The organism is Polaribacter sp. Hel_I_88 (genome assembly GCF_000687935.1).
In the GTDB taxonomy this organism is placed as follows: Bacteria; Bacteroidota; Bacteroidia; order Flavobacteriales; family Flavobacteriaceae; genus Polaribacter.
Genome location: NZ_JHZZ01000001.1, coordinates 3,395,302 through 3,412,891 on the forward strand (window position 1 = coordinate 3,395,302; position 17,590 = coordinate 3,412,891).

22 protein-coding genes are annotated in these 17,590 nt (G+C 28.8%); 4 read left to right on the top strand and 18 right to left on the bottom strand.

Translation table 11 applies throughout. The features are described 5' to 3' along the window. Nucleotides 1-20: 20 nt before the first annotated feature. Nucleotides 21-833: an RDD family protein gene (locus P161_RS0115075; RefSeq protein WP_026777745.1), complete on the top strand. Its 813-nt coding sequence runs from the start codon at nucleotides 21-23 to the stop codon at nucleotides 831-833. Nucleotides 834-975: 142 nt separating this feature from the next. On the opposite strand, the gene P161_RS0115080 is transcribed toward P161_RS0115075, so the two are convergent. Next, the gene (locus tag P161_RS0115080; protein ID WP_302846546.1) at nucleotides 976-2,193 is read right to left on the bottom strand and encodes a multidrug effflux MFS transporter; all 1,218 of its coding nucleotides are present in this window, start codon (nucleotides 2,191-2,193) and stop codon (nucleotides 976-978) included. 618 nt (nucleotides 2,194-2,811) lie between these two features. Here P161_RS0115080 and P161_RS19555 point away from each other — a divergent pair. Both P161_RS19555 and P161_RS19560 read left to right on the top strand, forming a co-directional pair. Then, nucleotides 2,812-2,985: a hypothetical protein gene (locus P161_RS19555; RefSeq protein ID WP_155810476.1), complete on the top strand. Its 174-nt coding sequence runs from the start codon at nucleotides 2,812-2,814 to the stop codon at nucleotides 2,983-2,985. 5 nt (nucleotides 2,986-2,990) lie between these two features. Further along, nucleotides 2,991-3,194, top strand: coding sequence for a hypothetical protein (locus tag P161_RS19560; protein ID WP_155810477.1), 204 nt, complete (start codon nucleotides 2,991-2,993; stop codon nucleotides 3,192-3,194). A 416-nt stretch (nucleotides 3,195-3,610) separates the two neighbouring features. Here the strand turns inward: P161_RS19560 and P161_RS0115100 are convergent, their stop codons facing one another. The 15 genes from P161_RS0115100 to P161_RS0115185 form a co-directional block, all read right to left on the bottom strand. After that, on the bottom strand, nucleotides 3,611-3,961 hold the full coding sequence (locus tag P161_RS0115100; RefSeq protein WP_026777748.1) for a hypothetical protein: 351 nt from the start codon (nucleotides 3,959-3,961) through the stop codon (nucleotides 3,611-3,613). Further along, a complete protein-coding gene (locus tag P161_RS0115105; RefSeq protein ID WP_026777749.1) occupies nucleotides 3,958-4,404 on the bottom strand; it encodes a hypothetical protein in 447 nt (148 codons plus the stop codon). Before P161_RS0115105 ends, P161_RS0115100 begins: the two co-directional genes overlap by 4 nt. Nucleotides 4,405-4,507: 103 nt before the next feature. After that, on the bottom strand, nucleotides 4,508-4,816 hold the full coding sequence (locus P161_RS0115110) for a hypothetical protein (RefSeq protein ID WP_026777750.1): 309 nt from the start codon (nucleotides 4,814-4,816) through the stop codon (nucleotides 4,508-4,510). A 190-nt stretch (nucleotides 4,817-5,006) separates the two neighbouring features. Then, nucleotides 5,007-5,405 (bottom strand): hypothetical protein, encoded by a 399-nt coding sequence (locus tag P161_RS0115115; RefSeq protein ID WP_026777751.1) that lies wholly within the window; start codon nucleotides 5,403-5,405, stop codon nucleotides 5,007-5,009. 91 nt (nucleotides 5,406-5,496) lie between these two features. Continuing rightward, nucleotides 5,497-5,943, bottom strand: a complete 447-nt coding sequence (locus P161_RS18750) for a hypothetical protein (RefSeq protein WP_051605771.1) — start codon at nucleotides 5,941-5,943, stop codon at nucleotides 5,497-5,499. Further along, a complete protein-coding gene (locus P161_RS0115125; RefSeq protein WP_026777752.1) occupies nucleotides 5,936-6,247 on the bottom strand; it encodes a hypothetical protein in 312 nt (103 codons plus the stop codon). Before P161_RS0115125 ends, P161_RS18750 begins: the two co-directional genes overlap by 8 nt. A 2-nt stretch (nucleotides 6,248-6,249) precedes the next feature. Beyond that, nucleotides 6,250-6,633: a hypothetical protein gene (locus tag P161_RS0115130; protein WP_026777753.1), complete on the bottom strand. Its 384-nt coding sequence runs from the start codon at nucleotides 6,631-6,633 to the stop codon at nucleotides 6,250-6,252. A gap of 160 nt (nucleotides 6,634-6,793) precedes the next feature. Next, nucleotides 6,794-7,495 carry a hypothetical protein gene (locus P161_RS0115140; RefSeq protein ID WP_026777754.1) on the bottom strand — a complete coding sequence of 234 codons (702 nt, stop codon included), beginning with the start codon at nucleotides 7,493-7,495 and terminating at the stop codon, nucleotides 6,794-6,796. 1 nt (nucleotide 7,496) lies between these two features. Continuing rightward, nucleotides 7,497-8,294: a hypothetical protein gene (locus tag P161_RS0115145; protein ID WP_155810478.1), complete on the bottom strand. Its 798-nt coding sequence runs from the start codon at nucleotides 8,292-8,294 to the stop codon at nucleotides 7,497-7,499. 13 nt (nucleotides 8,295-8,307) lie between these two features. Further along, complete coding sequence (locus P161_RS0115150) at nucleotides 8,308-9,759, bottom strand: hypothetical protein (protein WP_155810479.1); 1,452 nt, start codon at nucleotides 9,757-9,759, stop codon at nucleotides 8,308-8,310. 316 nt (nucleotides 9,760-10,075) lie between these two features. After that, nucleotides 10,076-10,318, bottom strand: coding sequence for a hypothetical protein (locus P161_RS0115160; protein ID WP_026777758.1), 243 nt, complete (start codon nucleotides 10,316-10,318; stop codon nucleotides 10,076-10,078). Between the two features lie 11 nt (nucleotides 10,319-10,329). Continuing rightward, complete coding sequence (locus P161_RS0115165; protein ID WP_026777759.1) at nucleotides 10,330-10,881, bottom strand: hypothetical protein; 552 nt, start codon at nucleotides 10,879-10,881, stop codon at nucleotides 10,330-10,332. 592 nt (nucleotides 10,882-11,473) lie between these two features. After that, nucleotides 11,474-12,838, bottom strand: coding sequence for a hypothetical protein (locus P161_RS0115170; RefSeq protein ID WP_036841572.1), 1,365 nt, complete (start codon nucleotides 12,836-12,838; stop codon nucleotides 11,474-11,476). A gap of 591 nt (nucleotides 12,839-13,429) precedes the next feature. Next, entirely contained in the window at nucleotides 13,430-14,263 is an 834-nt protein-coding gene (locus P161_RS0115180; protein ID WP_026777761.1) for a DUF4437 domain-containing protein, read from the bottom strand. A gap of 25 nt (nucleotides 14,264-14,288) precedes the next feature. Continuing rightward, the gene (locus tag P161_RS0115185) at nucleotides 14,289-14,948 is read right to left on the bottom strand and encodes an oxygen-insensitive NAD(P)H-dependent nitroreductase NfsB (RefSeq protein WP_026777762.1); all 660 of its coding nucleotides are present in this window, start codon (nucleotides 14,946-14,948) and stop codon (nucleotides 14,289-14,291) included. 236 nt (nucleotides 14,949-15,184) lie between these two features. Between P161_RS0115185 and P161_RS0115190 the strand changes: the two genes are divergently transcribed. Further along, on the top strand, nucleotides 15,185-15,532 hold the full coding sequence (locus P161_RS0115190) for a helix-turn-helix domain-containing protein (RefSeq protein WP_026777763.1): 348 nt from the start codon (nucleotides 15,185-15,187) through the stop codon (nucleotides 15,530-15,532). A 621-nt stretch (nucleotides 15,533-16,153) separates the two neighbouring features. On the opposite strand, the gene P161_RS0115205 is transcribed toward P161_RS0115190, so the two are convergent. Both P161_RS0115205 and P161_RS0115210 read right to left on the bottom strand, forming a co-directional pair. After that, nucleotides 16,154-16,750, bottom strand: a complete 597-nt coding sequence (locus P161_RS0115205) for a DUF6642 family protein (RefSeq protein WP_026777765.1) — start codon at nucleotides 16,748-16,750, stop codon at nucleotides 16,154-16,156. 88 nt (nucleotides 16,751-16,838) lie between these two features. After that, entirely contained in the window at nucleotides 16,839-17,381 is a 543-nt protein-coding gene (locus P161_RS0115210; protein WP_026777766.1) for a pyridoxamine 5'-phosphate oxidase family protein, read from the bottom strand. Nucleotides 17,382-17,590 lie beyond the last annotated feature (209 nt).

The following is a 17,590-nucleotide window of genomic DNA, read 5'->3' on the forward strand; positions in this document are numbered from 1 at the left end:
AGAGCGAATTTAATCATTGCATGAAAACACTCCAAATAAAAACTGCACAAAATGTAAATATAAAATTTACAGCTGCCAATGTATTTCAAAGGCTTTTGGCATTTACAGTAGATAATGTTATAAAATTCGCCTATATCTATTTCGGAATTAAATTTTTTGACTTTAGTTTGTTTGATCCTGCCATCAATGGCGATACTTGGACTATAAAGGCGCTGGATGTTCTGTTTTTTTTACCTGTAACATTTTACTCACTTTATTCCGAAATTTTAATGGAAGGTCAAACCCTGGGTAAAAAGCTCTTAAAAATAAAAGTGATTAATATAGATGGTTTTAAGCCTTCAATTACAGATTATATCATTCGTTGGTTTTTAAGAATTGTCGATTTTAATTTATTCATGTTGCTGTTTGTGTATGTGGCTTCTTTAGGATTATCAGAGCAATATTCGTTGCTTATGTTACTTTTTATGTTTGGTAAATTGGTTGGTTTTTTATTAATTTTATTTACGGACAAAAATCAACGTTTTGGAGATATTATTGCTGATACCATTGTAATTTATTTAAAGGATGATGTACAAATTTCGCAAACTATTTTAGAGAATATTCAAGATAATTACCAGCCAACCTATCCAAACGTGATCAAACTTTCTGATAACGATGCACGAATTATCAAAGAAACTTTTAAAACTTCAGTAAAATTCAATGATTATAAAACCTTGATAAAATTACGAACTAAGATTTTAGAAGTTACAGGAATTAAATCCGTTCATAAAAGTGACAAAGAGTTTATTGATACTGTTTTAAAGGATTATAATTACTATACACAAAATATGTAAAATTACTTCTTTATCACCCTGAATTTATTTTTGGGTCTTAAGAATTAGTATTGATTACAGATATAAAAAACAGAGCATATGTTTTCTATCTGCTTATGTGTTCAATAGATATGAAGTGAAATAAAAATTGGGTTTTACTTTTTTAATTAATTTTCTTTCTGAACGAAAACAATAAAATCATAGAAATCCCACCACAAATTAAGAATCCCACAAATAGAGGATAGGCTGTAACCACCACATATTTACCAATATACCCAGCAATGGGAACTGCCATAATTGTAGAAACAAAGCCGTTAATCGCTGAACCAATCCCAGCAATATGACCAATTGGCTGCATGGCTAAAGAACGTAAATTCCCGAATAAAAAACCGATGGCAAAAAACTGAAGTGTAAAAGAAATGACTAAAATTTCAATAGGCGGATTCACTTTTCCGTAAAAAACAACCACGTAGAATAAGGAAACTAAAGTGAACATCGATAAAAAGAAAAAGACCAATTTTTTCATGCCAAACCTCATTACTACAGTTCCATTGATAAAAGTAGAAAAGCCCACAGAAATAGCCATGGCTCCAAAAATATAAGGAAACTCTTCTACCAAACCATATTGCTCTTGGAATATTTGCTGCGAAGTCCCTAAAAAAACCATAAAAGAACCAGTTATAAAACCACTTAAAATAGTGTATAATTTAGCATCATTATGTTTTAAAAACTCTTTAGTTCCTGTTTTAAAAAGCGATAATCGAAACTTTTTTCTATGAATGTCTTTAAGGGTTTCTGGTTGTCTTTTGTAAAACCATAAAACGACAATAGCACCAAAAATTAACTGACTTGTAAATATAGATTGCCAGCCAAAAGTATCCAACATAATTTTACCGAGTGTAGGTGCAACTACAGGAACCAAAATAAAGATAGAAACCACAAAAGACATGATTCTAGCCATATAATCGCCACTATAGGAATCACGAACCATAGCAATGCTTAACGTTCTTGGGGCAGAAAGTCCAATGCCCTGCAAAATTCTACCAAAAATCATCATTTCTAAATTGGTGGCATACACACAAATAATACTGGCAATCACAAAGATTGAAAAACCAACATATACCATAGGTTTTCTACCAAAACTATCTGACAATGGGCCAGCCACCAATTGTCCTAATCCTAAACCTAAAAAGATCATAGTAATTAACAACTGACTATCACTATTACTTTTTGTGCCAACTGCAATACCAATAACATTTAAAGCTGGTAACAAAGCATCTATAGAAAGCGCTACCAAAGACATTAAACATGCCATCATTAAAATAAACTCGGTTTGAGATTTTTGTGTTCTTTGCATACCACAAAAGTAGTTTAGTTTTATTGCAAAGAGTTTTTTTTGTATTGATAATTTTGATAGTTTTATTGATTCTTTATGGGTTTAAAACATCTAGTTTTTAATAAATCTCTTTGTGAACATTATTTATCTATTTTTTATATTGTTATCTGTTAGAGTGTAAGTGTTTAAAATATTCTATTTTACATAATATAAATTATAGTACAAACGCAACTTTTAAAAAAATTATTTTTTAATGTTTTTACAATGGTTTTTTAAAACCTATTTCAATGAACTTTTGATTAATATTAAATCAAATATAGAAATAAATTTAATAAAAACAATTTAGCCGTTTACATTCGGATAAATGAAATGTTTACAATAATGGAATCGAAAAAGGATTTATTCAAAGGCTATTGAGTATTATTTTATTTATTTATTAAACGAAAGTAGGAAAATAAAACCATAAGCAAATGTTACAAAATCTATCAAAAACCCCGAAAAGGGTTTTTAATGATTTTTGGAATTTGACAGATATGTTTTTTTTTTCCTTAGGGAGTTTTATAATTAAAAAAAATTAAAAAAATCCAAAAGATTAATTTGGGTTAAAAACGTTTTTTTTGAGTGAGCAGGACGTGAAAAAATTATTAACTAAAATTATTAAAAATGACAAATTCAGAATTATCAAAAAGGATTAAAGAAACAATGCAAAAAGCAATGAATTGTATTGAAAGTAAAGAATACAAAAAAGGGATCATATTAAACAGAAAAGCGAAAATACTTTTAAACATTCAAAGTATGAGAATTAGTAAAGAATCTAAAAAATATCAAAATATTTAATAATTATGAGAAAAATATGTGGATGTTGTGGCAGTAGATTAAGCATTGAAACTATGTATAAGATAAAAATACCTCTTTTAAAAAAAGTTAGATTTTTTTGTTCTTGGTGCTTAAAAAAGGAATACGGAGAATTTAATGAATTAAATTGGTGGAAACCTCAAACAGAAAGATTTGAGTTTAAAATTATTGATAAAATTAAGAAAAATTAATAAGTCATATAAATTGACTTACTGAAGTAAGTCAATTTATATGACGAATCAAGAGAGTCAATTTTTATAAGATTAGCAAATAACAAAAAAAAAAAAAAAACCTCTAATTAATTAGAGGTATTTAAATTTGAAAATTTTCTATAAATAAAAATATATGAAGTTTGGAAACATAACAGAAAATAAAAAGTCTAATATTTCGCAGTTTCCTTTATCCTGGAAATAGTCGTGCAAGGTTTCTTTTAAAAAAGCAGTAACATTCACAATTATTATAGCAATTAATTGACTGTTTAAACTTAAATTAAATATGTAATTGATTACATCCAAAAATAAAATTGATACGAAAAAAATCAACGTCCATAAATAAATATGTTCGAGTTTATCAAGCTTAGGAATTAATTTTTTTATTAAGTTTTTCATTATTCCTTTATTTCAATTAACATTAAACCGTCAAAGTAAACAACAACATTATCTGGAGTTCGAATTTTATTAAAAATTAAATTCATATCAAAAATAACATTGGTTTGGGATTCTGTATTTAAGTCAAAACTTTCAATTGACTCGTTAGGTTTATTCATATCTGAACGAATACTAACAGAACCAGCAACAGCAGTTTTTAATCTTACATATAAACGTCCGTATAAATATGGGAAATTTTCATTTAAGCCTTGTATAAAATAACCTGCTTCGGATTCTTTATGTTGTAGAATTGTAGAATATGGTCGAGCTTCAAATTTTATATCATTTATAGTAATTATTGAATTTGTCATTTTTTTAAATTTTTAATTATTTTTTGAGAGTAATTTTCTACTAATTTACGAGTGAAACTTCTAAAGCCTAAAACGTCTATAACAATAGCAAAGAGGACATATTTGTACCATATTGGTAAACTGTTTAAATTAGTATAACTTTCTAAAATATAAATATTCAGATTTTCAAAATTTGAACTATTAAAAGCACGTATAAAGGGAACTATAGTAGCAGAAAAAACAGGGACTAAAAACAAATATATTAATACGTCATCTTTATATGTATATTTTTTATCATTTACAGTCAAATAATCTATATCATTATCCGCAATTGTATTAGATTCAATTCTTTTTGTTTCAGCGATAATAATTGCTTTTTTTTGTTGTAAATCTAATTTTTTTAATTCCCTACGACCTTGAAAGAAATCTTTAACCAAATTTATTAAAGGGTCTAGCCAATTCATATTTTTGTATAAGTGTTATGGTATAAACTAGTTTTAGAATTTGGTAAATGTGAGAAAGAGTAAGACATACCAAATATAATACAATATGTAAAAATTAGTTTTGTCATTTTTTATCTTTTAAAATCTGTTCGACTTGAAACTCTAATTTTGTAATTCTCAAATTATCCTTACTATTATTATTCACAAAATCTTTAATTGTAAAACGCTCAACAGCCGTATAGTCTAAAATACGAGTTTCTAATTTTTCTAATGATAATTGGATGACATCTTGCTTTTGACTGTATAACTTAAATTGAATGAATAAAGTTAATATAGCAGTTATGAAAGTAATCAATAAACCACTAATTACAGTTGTTACAACCTTAAGTAAATGCGTTGAAATCTCAATATTTGTCGTATTATCTTCTTGCATTGATATTAGTATGAAATTGATAAAAGGCGTAAATAAAAAATGAAATTGTTGAAATTGCGAAAATTAACGAGATTAAGGCATTTAAATAATTTATGTACATTTGTTGTTTAATTTTAAAAATTAGGTTATGAAAAGTCAGATTTATTTAATAATAATAATAGTTTTTATTTTAGGATTTGCAATAGGAAGATTAAGTAAAAATAACAGGGTTAAGTAGCATTAGTTCCTTAATCTCATCTCCAGTTAACTCACTATTAAGCCACCCCCATAAGTCCAGATTATCATCTAATAATGGATTGCCATAACTTCCAGTTTCTTCATTATAATATTTAGTACCAAAAGAGTTATAAATTTTATTGAAATTAGGTTTGGTTAGATTTGACAATAAATCAAATATTTTAGCCTCATCAGTACCAAAATTATACATAGCATTATAAAGAGATTGAGCAATAAAATTAGCTTCGTCTGTAGATATTGTTGAACCAATTTCAGAAAGTTTATTAATGGGTTTTTTAAAAAATTTTAAAATTGTAATAACAGCTGTCAATAAAATTAAAATTGGTAATAAAGTATTTTTTAAAAATTTCATTTTTTTTATTTAGTATGAAAAAAACACACTTTTAAAAGTTTAGGAAGAGACTTTTTTAAGTGTGTTTTTAATTATTGAAATTGACTATTTTTTATCTATTTCCTAATTCAACACCTTTAGATACTTCTTCATTGTCAAATGCTTGACCGTTTTCGTGTTGGATGATTGCCAAAATAAAAAGGTATTGCTTAACTAAGTCATTGTAAATTGGTGCTAATGAATCAGATGATTTTGCACCTACTTTTTTAGCTACAAAATTTGCATAAGCGTTTGTATTGTTTTCTACAACTGGAGCATATTTTTCAAAGAAAGTTTGGATTGTGTGGTCTGGTCTTTGTTTTAAGTAAGTCCAACCTAATTTAGTTAAGGCACGAACTCCCCAAGTCATTGCAGGTATTCCTTCAAAGTCTTGAAATTGTTCAAAACGTCCGTCAGTGTTTTGGTCGTGTGGAACTTTACCCCTCCAAGAACTGTTCGACTTTTCAATATTGCCAGGATTGTTATTTCTCAATCCCCTTGGTAGTTTTGAATTACTCATCGTTGTTATTTTTGTGGTTATTTTCTTGATTGGTAATAGAATCATTGCCCCCACTACCAAAAGAATTAATATCACTATTTTCAAATATTTCATTTTCTAAATCTTTTGATTGTGTTTTAAATTCTTTTAAATCTTTTGCTATTTTGATAACTGAAGTTTTTTCTTTTTTTTCAGAATTCCAAATTTGATTAACATCATTTTTAAAATTTTTGATTAATTTTAGAAGTAAATTCAAGGTTTTAATAACTTTTTTTAAGTATTTCCCCCACTCTAAAATTTTATTAATTCCTTGAATGAATTTCATAATTAATTATAATTTTTTGAAATGTGTTTACCAATATAGCCACCATTTGAAGCTTTAGGATTACAAATCCAATTCCATGAAGAAAAATAACATTTGTGATTATCTATATTGATAACACCATTGCAAACAACATCGTCTTTAGTGGGTATTGATAAAATCATAGTACATCCAACCCATTGCTTTCCTGTTTTAGATTTAACAACACCCTTTTTTGCTTGTTTTTCACTAACAAAAATTTTAATTTTTGCCATTTGTCCGTCGATAACTTTCCAAGCGCCAATAAACAAACCTTTTTCGTGGTCTAAAGTCTGATGTAATTTAGCACCACTTTTAGCAGTTGGCTTATTGTTATTATTTGATTTCTGATAATTTTTATTATAAGCCATAGTTATTTTCTTTTAATTGCTTTTGATTTTTTACCACCAAATAAAGCAAATATTAATATTGAGATTAGAAAGGCTGGAGCAAACAAATAAGTGTAGTTGTTTATTCCGAAAAAAGAGGGTTTTAAACCCCATTGATGAAATTTGTTTAAATATTCCATAATTATTTTTTAATTAATTTGATTGCACCATATATTAACAAACCAAAGGGAGCAAATAAAATCAGTCCCCATTTAATTATTGGGTTCATTGGTTTTGATGATGTTTTTACATTTGTATCTGTATTATTAGCAGATGTTTTAACACTTAATGAATTTTTTCTTTTTTCTGATAATTTTACTTGAATTAAATTACCTTTATTCTGGTTCGTGTTCAAACCGATAATTGGCAATGATGTATCAAAATTAAAAGATTGTGAACTTTTTTCAAGTTGATAAACCGATTCAATAGAATTAATAAAATTGTTAATTTCGGACATTAACAAATCTATATCCGACTGATTTACTATTTTCATTCTTGGAGATGAACCAGAATAATTTTTTTGGTGCATAGCCAAAAGCCAACCCAAACCATGAAGAACAGTATTAGCATAATCTTCGTCGTTTTTAGTTTGTTGTTTAGCTTTTGTTTTTAAGTCGTTAATTCTTTGCTGAGTAATTGAATTACTTGCAGATGAGGAAGTATGACCAAGTAAAGAACCCAAGCCAAGTTTTGAAGTTAACTCGTCAAATCCGTTAGGATTTAATAACGACGTTAAAGAACCAATGGGATTTATTGCAAGGTTTGCAATTCCACCTAAATCTGGAGAACGTCCAGAAGTAGGCGGATTTTTTAAACCTATATTATTTAAACTGAAAACGTTCATATTATTCGAATTTTACACCGTGAAATTTGTAATCGTTTCCTCTGTCATCTTTTAGCAATAAAGTTTGTAAGTTAGTAACGTCAATTACAATCGATGAATATGAGCCAAAAACTGGAGTGTCGATTTCAGTTCCATTAATATCTAAACCCGTTGCAAATGCGACACAGCCGAATTTAATTTGTTCTTTTAAAAGAATTTGTTCAAAGTCTTCTCTATCGACGTCATTTTCGTAAAATTTCTCAATTTGTTGCGGAAAATTCTGTTCTGATTTATCAAAAATCAAAAAGTCAAATTTATCAACAGGTAAACGCAATTCGTCATTTTTACCCTCATAATTTTGGTCTAAAATTCTATAAAGAACATTTGAAGTAACGCCAGAACCAACTACAAACATTGAGCCACCTGGATTGCTCATATTAGCTAGAGAAATAATAATTTTGTCGTTTACATCTGACAGAGGAATTTCACCACCGATAGATAATTGAATTATAATACCCGATAGTGTTGAATTATCATAATTATAACGAACAGGCAAAACAGGATTTCCGGTTCTTAATCTAATTATTTTTTGTTGTGCTTCGTGTAAACGTGCCAAAGGTATTAATGTAATAACCTTGGTATTGTCTTCACCCACTCTTTGAATTTCGACTTTAATAGTCGTATTAATATGAACACCGTTAAAAATTAGACTTTCAGGTCTTTCTAAACCTTCTAAAACTACCGTTTGAGTGTTACCAGTTAAAACTTTTTTAATCATAATATTTGTATGTATTAATTTTTTATACAAACTTATAATCATAGTGCAGTTTGGTTCAATCAATATGATTTTGTAAATTAGTATTTAATACAGGTATCAATTTGTTATCAATTAAATACTTTTTATGGGATAAATAGCAAGTAATTTTTTTCAAATTATTATTTATAACTTTTGGAACTTCATCAAGAAAACCAAAAATATTTAATTGTATTCTTTTTTCATGTTCCTTAAGCTGTTCATCAAGGAGTTGTTTTTTTTCAAATTCTTTTTGTTTAATATAATATTCATTTGATTCATTTATTTGTGTTTTTAAATTTTCAGCAAAGGAGGAAAAATTTTTGTAGGTTTCTTTTGTGTATGTTGCTAATTTTTTGAAGTGTAATTTTACACTGTTCCATAATAGTTTCCTATAATCTTTTTTTATGATATCGTAAATTTTACCAACGTGAACGCTGAAAAAATCAGTTGATAAAACTGTTTTTAAACGGTTTGATTTTATCAAATTAATAAGAGCATCAAAAGCAATTTCACTTTCATAAAATGTAGGATATTCGAGTTTTTTTGTAAGATTTGAGGCTCCCCATATTGCACCGATTACGGGACGTTTATCGGGTTCACTTTTTGTGAGATATTTCATTAAATAGTTTGTAGTATTCTGTACATTTTTCAAACTATGAATATCAGTTGTATTCGGGTTTCTAAAGCCGTTTTGTTTTTCTTTATTATAGTTAGCTAATTGTTGAATTTTAGTTAAAGGATGCTTGTATAATATGCCTTTTTTATTGAAAGTTGGGTGATAAATAAAACCTTTTTTTTGTCTATTTTTTGAATACTCGGTTATATATCCTAAATTTTCAATTTGCTTATTCCATAATCGGCGAACGTCGTCTTTATCAATCCACATATCAGTAAGTAAATGAAAATGGATATTCCCGTTTTTTTGGGTTTCAGCCTTCCAGACGTAATGAACAACATTATATGTTTTTTGCAAGTTTTCTATAAAACGAGTTAAGCATTTTCTTAAAAGTTTATCGCTATGCTTTTGAATTGTTGGAAGTGTTAAGGTTACGAATGTTAAATATTTTTGATTTTGAGGTATCAAACGTTTATCATAATTCATTAAAACAAGGCTTGTCATAGTTTCTAAACAACGTCTAACTTTCTTTATTTGTGGTTCTGACATTGTGCCAAGTACCTTAAGGTTAGTTACGTTGTTATAGTCTTTAGAAAAATTATTTATTGATATTGCTAATTGTGAGCAGGAATGGAGAAGTATTTCCCTTTTATGATTATCATATTGGAGTTGAATTTTTGAAGTGTGTTCGTTTATATTTTCGAAATTGTCAATTGATATCAGATTATTTAAATTAGTTAAATAATGTGATTTAGTATTTTGCTTTAAAGTATTTTTTGTACCATTTGTATTTCCTTTTGTAAATGAATTGTCTCTATACTGTACAAGTGAGTTATTTCGTACCGAAATAACATTAACGGAAGTTTGGAGCATTTTCGATTTTACCGATAGGTTTAGCCAAGTCAAGAATGCGGACTTAAAAAAGTCCGCTCTGGACGGATACCAAAGCGGATTTATTAAAAGTTTAAAGTAATTTGATTGTTTACTGTAAACAACTTTGTTTGTTGTTTGCTTTCATATCGTAGGAAACGATTTAAGGTACTTATTGAAATTCCGAGTACTTCGTCACAAATAAAATATTTAACGTCTGTAGTAGTTTTAAAATTAGTATCCTTTGAGAGTTCTTTTATAAGATTTTCTAAAAATCTTTTAAAGATTAACTTGCTTTCGTTTGATTTAAGAGCCATAGTTATTTACAACAAAAATTAATTGTAAGACCACGACGAAGTTTAAAGGTAGTTACGCTCAAAGAAGTAGACAAAACCTTATTAAAGTGCTTTATTTGAAGAATTTCGCCAACTAGAGTATCATAACGACCTGCTCCAATTAAATATGTTTTATTTGGTTCAGCGTTATAAAAATAACGAATGATAAAATTTTGATTAATAGTTCGAACTATTTTATTGTCAATAGCATCATTTAAAACTTGCATAAAAATGGTTTTTAAGCCATTGAAAAAGATTTGTGAACTATTGTAAAAGTTTTTTGTTTATAGTCTTTAGATAAATCCTTTTGATAAAGTGTATTGTCAAAATGATTTAGTAATAATGATGATGTTTTTAAATGAGAGTTTAAACTATTAACTAATTGATAATTTTTTGATTTTTTAGCAAAAGAATTAATTAAAAATATTAAGTCCTCTACAACATCAAATAATTTATAAAAAGCTGTCAATTTAAATGACTGGTTACCGATTTCATACTCTTTGAAAAAATAAGAAATTCTATCATTATAATTTTCAATTAAATTCTTAATACGAATACAAGTAATAGAATCAAGATAGAAATAAAAGTCTAAATATTTTGAATAAATATCAGACATTATTTTATTTAAAGCTCTTAGACAATCGTTCGTATTTGATTGAAATAATCTAATAAAATCTGATGCTTTTCTTTTTGAAATAAAATTTAAAGTTTTATTCCTGTTCAAATAAACGTAGTAAGGAAACTCGTTTTTAGTAGTCCTTTTTGATACTTCTAATTTTAAACTTTTCATACAATTTTTGAGGGTTTTAACGCTCAAAAATAGACTTATTACAAACCCGTGCAAATTGTAAACACTTTGTATCCTGGAAAAGTTGTTTTGTTTATCGACGGGGGTTTTAAGCTGTTTTTTAAATACATACTATAAATTATGATACATATAATAACCAATTCTTAAAGAGCTGTTTTTTCGTTTAATGATGCATACTATCCAATAACACAGTTTTAGGTTTATATCGATAAAACGTATTTTAAATAAAGTTACGCTTACTAAACTTCTAAATTGAATTTTATAGCTACTGAAAATATCTTATAACTATATTTTTCAGTATTTATAAATTCAAATAAAATCGTATTGCCATTTTTTTCAGATAGCATTTACTTATTTTGTTTGATAGTTTTTATGATTTTTTTTTAAATGTGATTTAGTATTATGTTAAATACAAAACAATGCTGAAGTTTAACAAAACCTATAATTTAGCTATTTGCGAACTAGCTTGTTTCATTCTATAATTCCTTGAAATGTTTTTGATTCACTATAATTTTAGTCGGTTTCTTTCCTGTTAAAACCTCTAGAATATTGGTTATAAAATCATTTAAAGTTATTAATCACTCCCAACAAAATTTGCCCTTCCAAAAAATCTTCGATTCACAAAGTTATTTAGGTTAGAACCAAACCTGTAATTAAAACCAAATCTGGTATCAATGATATAGGCTGAAGGTAAAGTTACACGCCCACTTAATATATCCTGTTCAGTGAAATCTCCAGATGCCAGGTAAATCTGGTCTTTTACATAATTGCCCTCTGCCCTTACATAGAAAGATAAATTTCCAGTTACACGTACTTCTGCTCTGATATTTAACCCTGTAGACCAAGAGCTAAAATCATCTAAATAATTTCTTAAACGATAGCCTACTTCAAGGTTTCCCCAACGTTTATTGAGCCCTAAACTAGCTCTTAAGCTATGAAGTACCCTGGTTTCTTTAAAAACACCGCTAATCGTTTCTTCAACATAATTATTATTCCTGAACTCAACTCCATAGTTTACCCTTAGAAATCGGGTGTTTTGCACAGATTCTGGAAAAAAATTGTATTCTATTGCTGGTCTGAAACTGGTTTGAAACTTATAATTAAGTCGGGTGTTTTGACGTCCTGCAATATCATAACCATAAGACCATTGTGGTGATAGAGACTTGACTAGCTGATGGTTAAATCCAAATTCTGATACATCAAAATTATTCACAATTTCATCAATAATCTGATTCCCATCTTCATTTAAAACTGGATCTCCATTGGCATCAACTCTTGGTACTTTTTGAATCGTTCTTCTTATTCGTTCATCTATTCTCCCAGAAACGGATATTTTCCATTCATCCGTAATCCGATTAATATTGATATTTCCACCAATATTGATGTCACTACTTAGTTCTTCTATTTCAATGTTTGCATCACTTCCCAAATTAAAAACCCAGTAATTCCATTTATCAATAGTTACTTCTGTAGAATCTTCCAAAATGGCAGAATTTGTTTTCATATTGATTTCGATGCCTTCTCCAGCTTTAGTTTTCGCAACATATGGAGCTAAACCTAATTTGATAAACCGAGTTAGTTTTTTTCGTACTTCAAAATCTGTGTCTGTCTGCTTATTATCTACGTAAAGCGTATCTGTTCTTCCTGCATGAATATTTTGTTGCCCTATAAAAATCAATTGATATTGTCTTCCTCCTCCACCAGATCTGTTTGCGTTAATTAGTAAAAATACATCCGCCTTTTGATTATCTCTGTAGAAGTCTACTGCTGTAATTTCCGATCTTATATAATCTAAATCACAGGCTCTATCTCCTCCACAGCCATCAATAAAAACACCGAGTTTATTGGGTAGGCTGTAATTATCTATTAATGTTTGACTGAATGCAGAATGATGAAAGGAAAGAAATGCTAAAATCACTAAAAGTGGTGTTAATCTCATTGTATTTTAGTTGGTTTACTCTTAAGGGTTTGATTATATGAAAGTTATTAACCTTAAAAGTGAAATTTATCTTAATTTTTAAAAATAAGTTTGCAATTTACATGAAAAAAAAATGAATGATTCTAACGAAGATGTTATAGTTCTCATAAAAATTTGGAATAAAGAATACAGAACATTTTAGTTCACTTTTAATTATTAAATAATCGTTTTTATGGCTGTGTACGTTTTCTTATTTTTTTTGTTTTTTCTATGAAATACAAAATAAACACCATAATCTGTAATAGGTTTGCTTTGAGTCTTCTTTGAGTTTTGTTTGAAAAACCATCTATTTTTATCATACCTAAATGAAACTTGAATAAGATCTAAACAAAACCCTAAAACTGGTTGTGTGGTTCAAGTGAAGTATATAACAGTCAGTGGATGTTATAAAGTATCAGAGAAGTTTAAAAGGGTTTATTTTTTTTTACTTTTTACTGTGTTTTGATTTGATGCCTTCTTTACTTTTGTTTAAATACAAAAAAAGCCACAATATTTATTGTGACTTAATGCTTTTAACTTGATTTTTAAAAAAATAACTATTATTTACTTTTTTCAATCTACTTTAAAACCACCATTACTTCTTATGTAAATTACAGTCTCTGTATCTGTAGTTATTTTCGTAATAGTATTTTCTTTAGCACTAAAATAAGAACCTGATTCTAAAACATTTTTATCTCCTTTTTTAAAAAACTGATGCGTAATTTTTCCTGAAATAACAACCGCTCTAAAGTTTTTACTTAAGTTTTTAATGCTCCCTTTAAAACCAGCTGGAATTTTTAAAAGTGTTGCTCGTAATTGATTTTCTTGGTGATTTCCCCATAAAAATGCAGTTTGTACATTACTCTTTTTGTCAACCCATTGAATATCGTTTGCATTTAACCAAACCAAATTGGTTTTATCTACGTTAATTGGTCTTTCTTCATTATCAAAAGCTTCTGATGTTGGTTTTACTAAATATGGCCCTTCTTGTATATCTAAAAAAGCCATATTTTCAGTATCATCTGCAGCAGTAATATGTACTTCACCTGCTGGTTGTTGCCAAAAAGAGCCTGCTGGTAACCATTGTTTTTCAGCATGTTCATCATCATTATGCAATAACCCTTGAATTACAACTCCCCTATAAGTAATGTTGTGAATATGAGGTGGAGATAAAAATCCTTTTTTAAATTTCACTAAAAAACCTGCGGGTTCATTTTTAGTTCTATCTCCCCATAGTTTTCCAGCAGATGGACTTTTGTCTCTACGAAGTGGATTTAACCAACCCCATTCTATGTCATCAACAGTTACTACTTCGTCTATAGACATTTTAGTGTCTGTAGTTGGTGTTTGCGCGTTTGCAAAAACTGTCACAGAAAAAACAACTGCATATACTATATTTTTTATCATCACTTATGTTTTTTAGCTATCAATATTATATTTCTGTAAATAGTTCACTTTCTGCTAATCTAGACTTTGGTGTTTTTTCTGTTGCATTAAAGTCAGATTCAGCTCTATATCCTAATGAAACTGCCACTAAAGATGTGTAACCTTTTTCTCTTAAACCAAATTCATCATCTAAAGCTTTTACATCAATTCCTTCCATTGGTGTTGCATCTAAACCTAAACTTGCAACACCTAATAAAAAGCTACCAATGTTAAGGTATACTTGCTTTTCCATCCAATGTTGTAGGTCTTTTAAATCGTATTTATGAATGCCTGCAAATGCTTTTACAGCTCCAATAAATCTGTTTTTAATATCTTCATTCGAGAACCTACCATCTTTGTCTTCTTTATTTGCAATGTGATGATAGTAATCATCATCAGCATCCGTTTTAACACAAAACAACACAACAGCAGCAGCATTTGTTATTTTAGGTTCGTTAAAACTAAAAAAACCTTGTGTTCCTTTTGCTATTCTTTCTTTACCTTCTGTAGTTTCTGCAACTATAAAATGCCAAGGTTGTAAATTAACACTTGAAGGACTCATTCTTAATAAGTTTTTAACTTCAGCCATATCTGAATCCGATATTTTTTTGCTTGGGTTATATTCTTTGGTGGTATACCTCCAGTTTAATGTCTCTTTTAAATTCATATTTGTCTATTTATTTTTATACTATCATTTTTATAGTGACAAAAGTAAGTATAGTAATTAGTCTTTGCAATAACTATCAAAAATGATAGTAGGAAAAAAGACTTTAATAAAGAATTTACATATCTAATGATCAGTATTTTAACTAAATATTAAAAATACTATAAAAAGTATAGTTGTATAATTTAGTATAGTAGTATATCTTTATACATTATTTTGAAAATTATAAAACAAAAGTTATGTATAAATTTAAAGGAAAAGAGTATCCATGTTGTGCTAGTTTAACCATGGGTGTTATTGGTGGAAAATGGAAAACTGTTATACTATATCACTTAATGATTGGTGATACCTTACGTTATAATGAGTTGCGAAAAGAAATGCCCACAGTTACCGAACGTACTTTAAGTTTACAGCTGAAGACATTAGAAGAAGATGGCATCATTAAAAGAAAAGTATATACTTCTAAACCGCCCTTAAAAGTAGAATATTCATTAACCGAATTTGGCAAAACACTTATTCCGCTCATAAAAGCGATTGCAGATTGGGGCGTTTTTGTTGTTGAAAAAGAAGGGGAAACAGTTGCTTAGCAAAGCTTTTGTTTTCTACACAACCAAAAACATTTTAATACTTTCCTTTTGCTTTGCGTAAAAAATGCATTCTTAAATTTATTAAATAATTTTATACACTCTTTTTTTTCAAAAGCATCAACAATTGTATGTTTCAAGTCAAGAGAATAGACCTTTTATGTGTAAGTTTGATGAAATTCAATAAAAAAAACCATGTTAACGCGCTTTTACTTATTACTACTACAAGTACCAATGGGCACACCAAAACCCAGTGATACAAAACCTTTAGATTTATCCGATCCTTTTGAGTTGATTATGTTTGTAATCATGCCAATTGTGATTCTGATACTTTATTTTCTTTGGAAAAAGGATAAAAAAAAGCATAAGTAAAACTAGTAAGTTGAGGGCGTGGTCTTAACTAAAAAAGACCTGTATCTAACAAAATAATTAATACAAGTCATTGCGAGGCCTTTTCAGCCGAAGCAATCTGTTAGTTGTTACTTTCTGCACTTGACTTTTGATGCTTTAATCCAACTCCAAACCCCCTACTTCCAACCCCCAACTCCAAACTCCCAACTACAAACTCCCAACTCCCAACTCCCAACTCCCAACTCCCATCTCCAAACTCCCAACCCCCAACTCCTAATAATACAATCTAAAATCCAGCACTTTACAAGCCGTATAATATTTTTGGTGCAACGCCTCAACAACAGTAAACATATTTTCGTCTTCTTTAAAAAGGTTAAAAAACGCTTTATCCAATTGTGAGCTTGAGATGCCATTGTAAGGATTGCCATACCCTGACACTGCTTTTGCACCCGTAATATCCAAAAAATACTGTGCTTCCTCCTCGTCTAAATCTAACACTTTGGCATTTGAGAAATGTAAAATCTTTCCTTGTAGGCTACCTTCAAAAAGTTCGGCAATTTCTTGGAAACTATAAAAATAATCATTGATACAAATGTTATTGGCTTCTCCTGGAATAATAAAATAGATGATTTCATAATCTTTAAAATTATGATCTTCAGACACTAATGCTGTTAAACTAGCTTCTAAACCTTCAATGGTGTCGCAAGTTTGATAAATACTAGTGATGCCAAATTGCATGGTCAACTGCTCTAAGTCTTGCTGGGCTTCAGTAATTAGGTGGGTTTCAATGTCATCAACGGCTTCTAAACAGTATATAAAATAGTCTGTTGTGGCATCTTCATGTGGTAATTGTGGTCTTTTTTGTAACAAATGTCAAATTTTATCTACGATCATAAAGTGCAAAATTAATAAAAGGATACAAGAAAAACAGCGAATCTTTCCTTTTTAAAACATAGGGTTAGGGAACTAAAAATTCACCATTCCAATCTCCATTAACTTTAGAAAACAATGCTCTAATATGATTTGGTCTTTTTAATCGCAAATATTCAATGGACGTTGGTAGTAATTGTACAGGACAAAAATAATGCTCGTTAGCATTGTACTCAACGTTATCAGGGTTTGTAATCAGAGTGCCAGGTGCTTTTTCTGTTGTGTAATCTTTACGAGCAGCACTTTGTACAGTATGCCAATAGGTTGCAATTTGCTTAGGATCTGTAATCAATGCAGCTGTGCCTTCTACTCGTACCTGAAGCAATTTTTTAGGGTGATAAAACAAAGCACTAAAGGCAGCGTTTTTGTGAAAGTCTTGTATTTTTGCTGTTCTTTGATCCGTAAAAAACACCAAACTCATAGCTGGTCCTGTTTTTCTTAAAACAACAGTGCGCTGTTTTGGGACGCCATTGCTTATTGTTGCCAACGTAAAATAACGAAATGGATGTCTTTTTTTTGTGTGACCATGAACAAATTCTTGTTGTATGTCTGCTAAGAGTTGATTTTTCAATGCGTTAGGTTTTAAATTGTTTATGGCATACTGTTATACATAATGCACGAATATAAACGCTTTTTTTGAAGATACCTTTATGGGATGGATTGAATCTTATCAAACAAGAGTACCATATCAATTTTATCGATAGAGCCATTAATAAATAGTAATCATAAAAAAGAATGAACATTCATTTTACTTCTATCTTTGCATGCTGAAGTACAAAT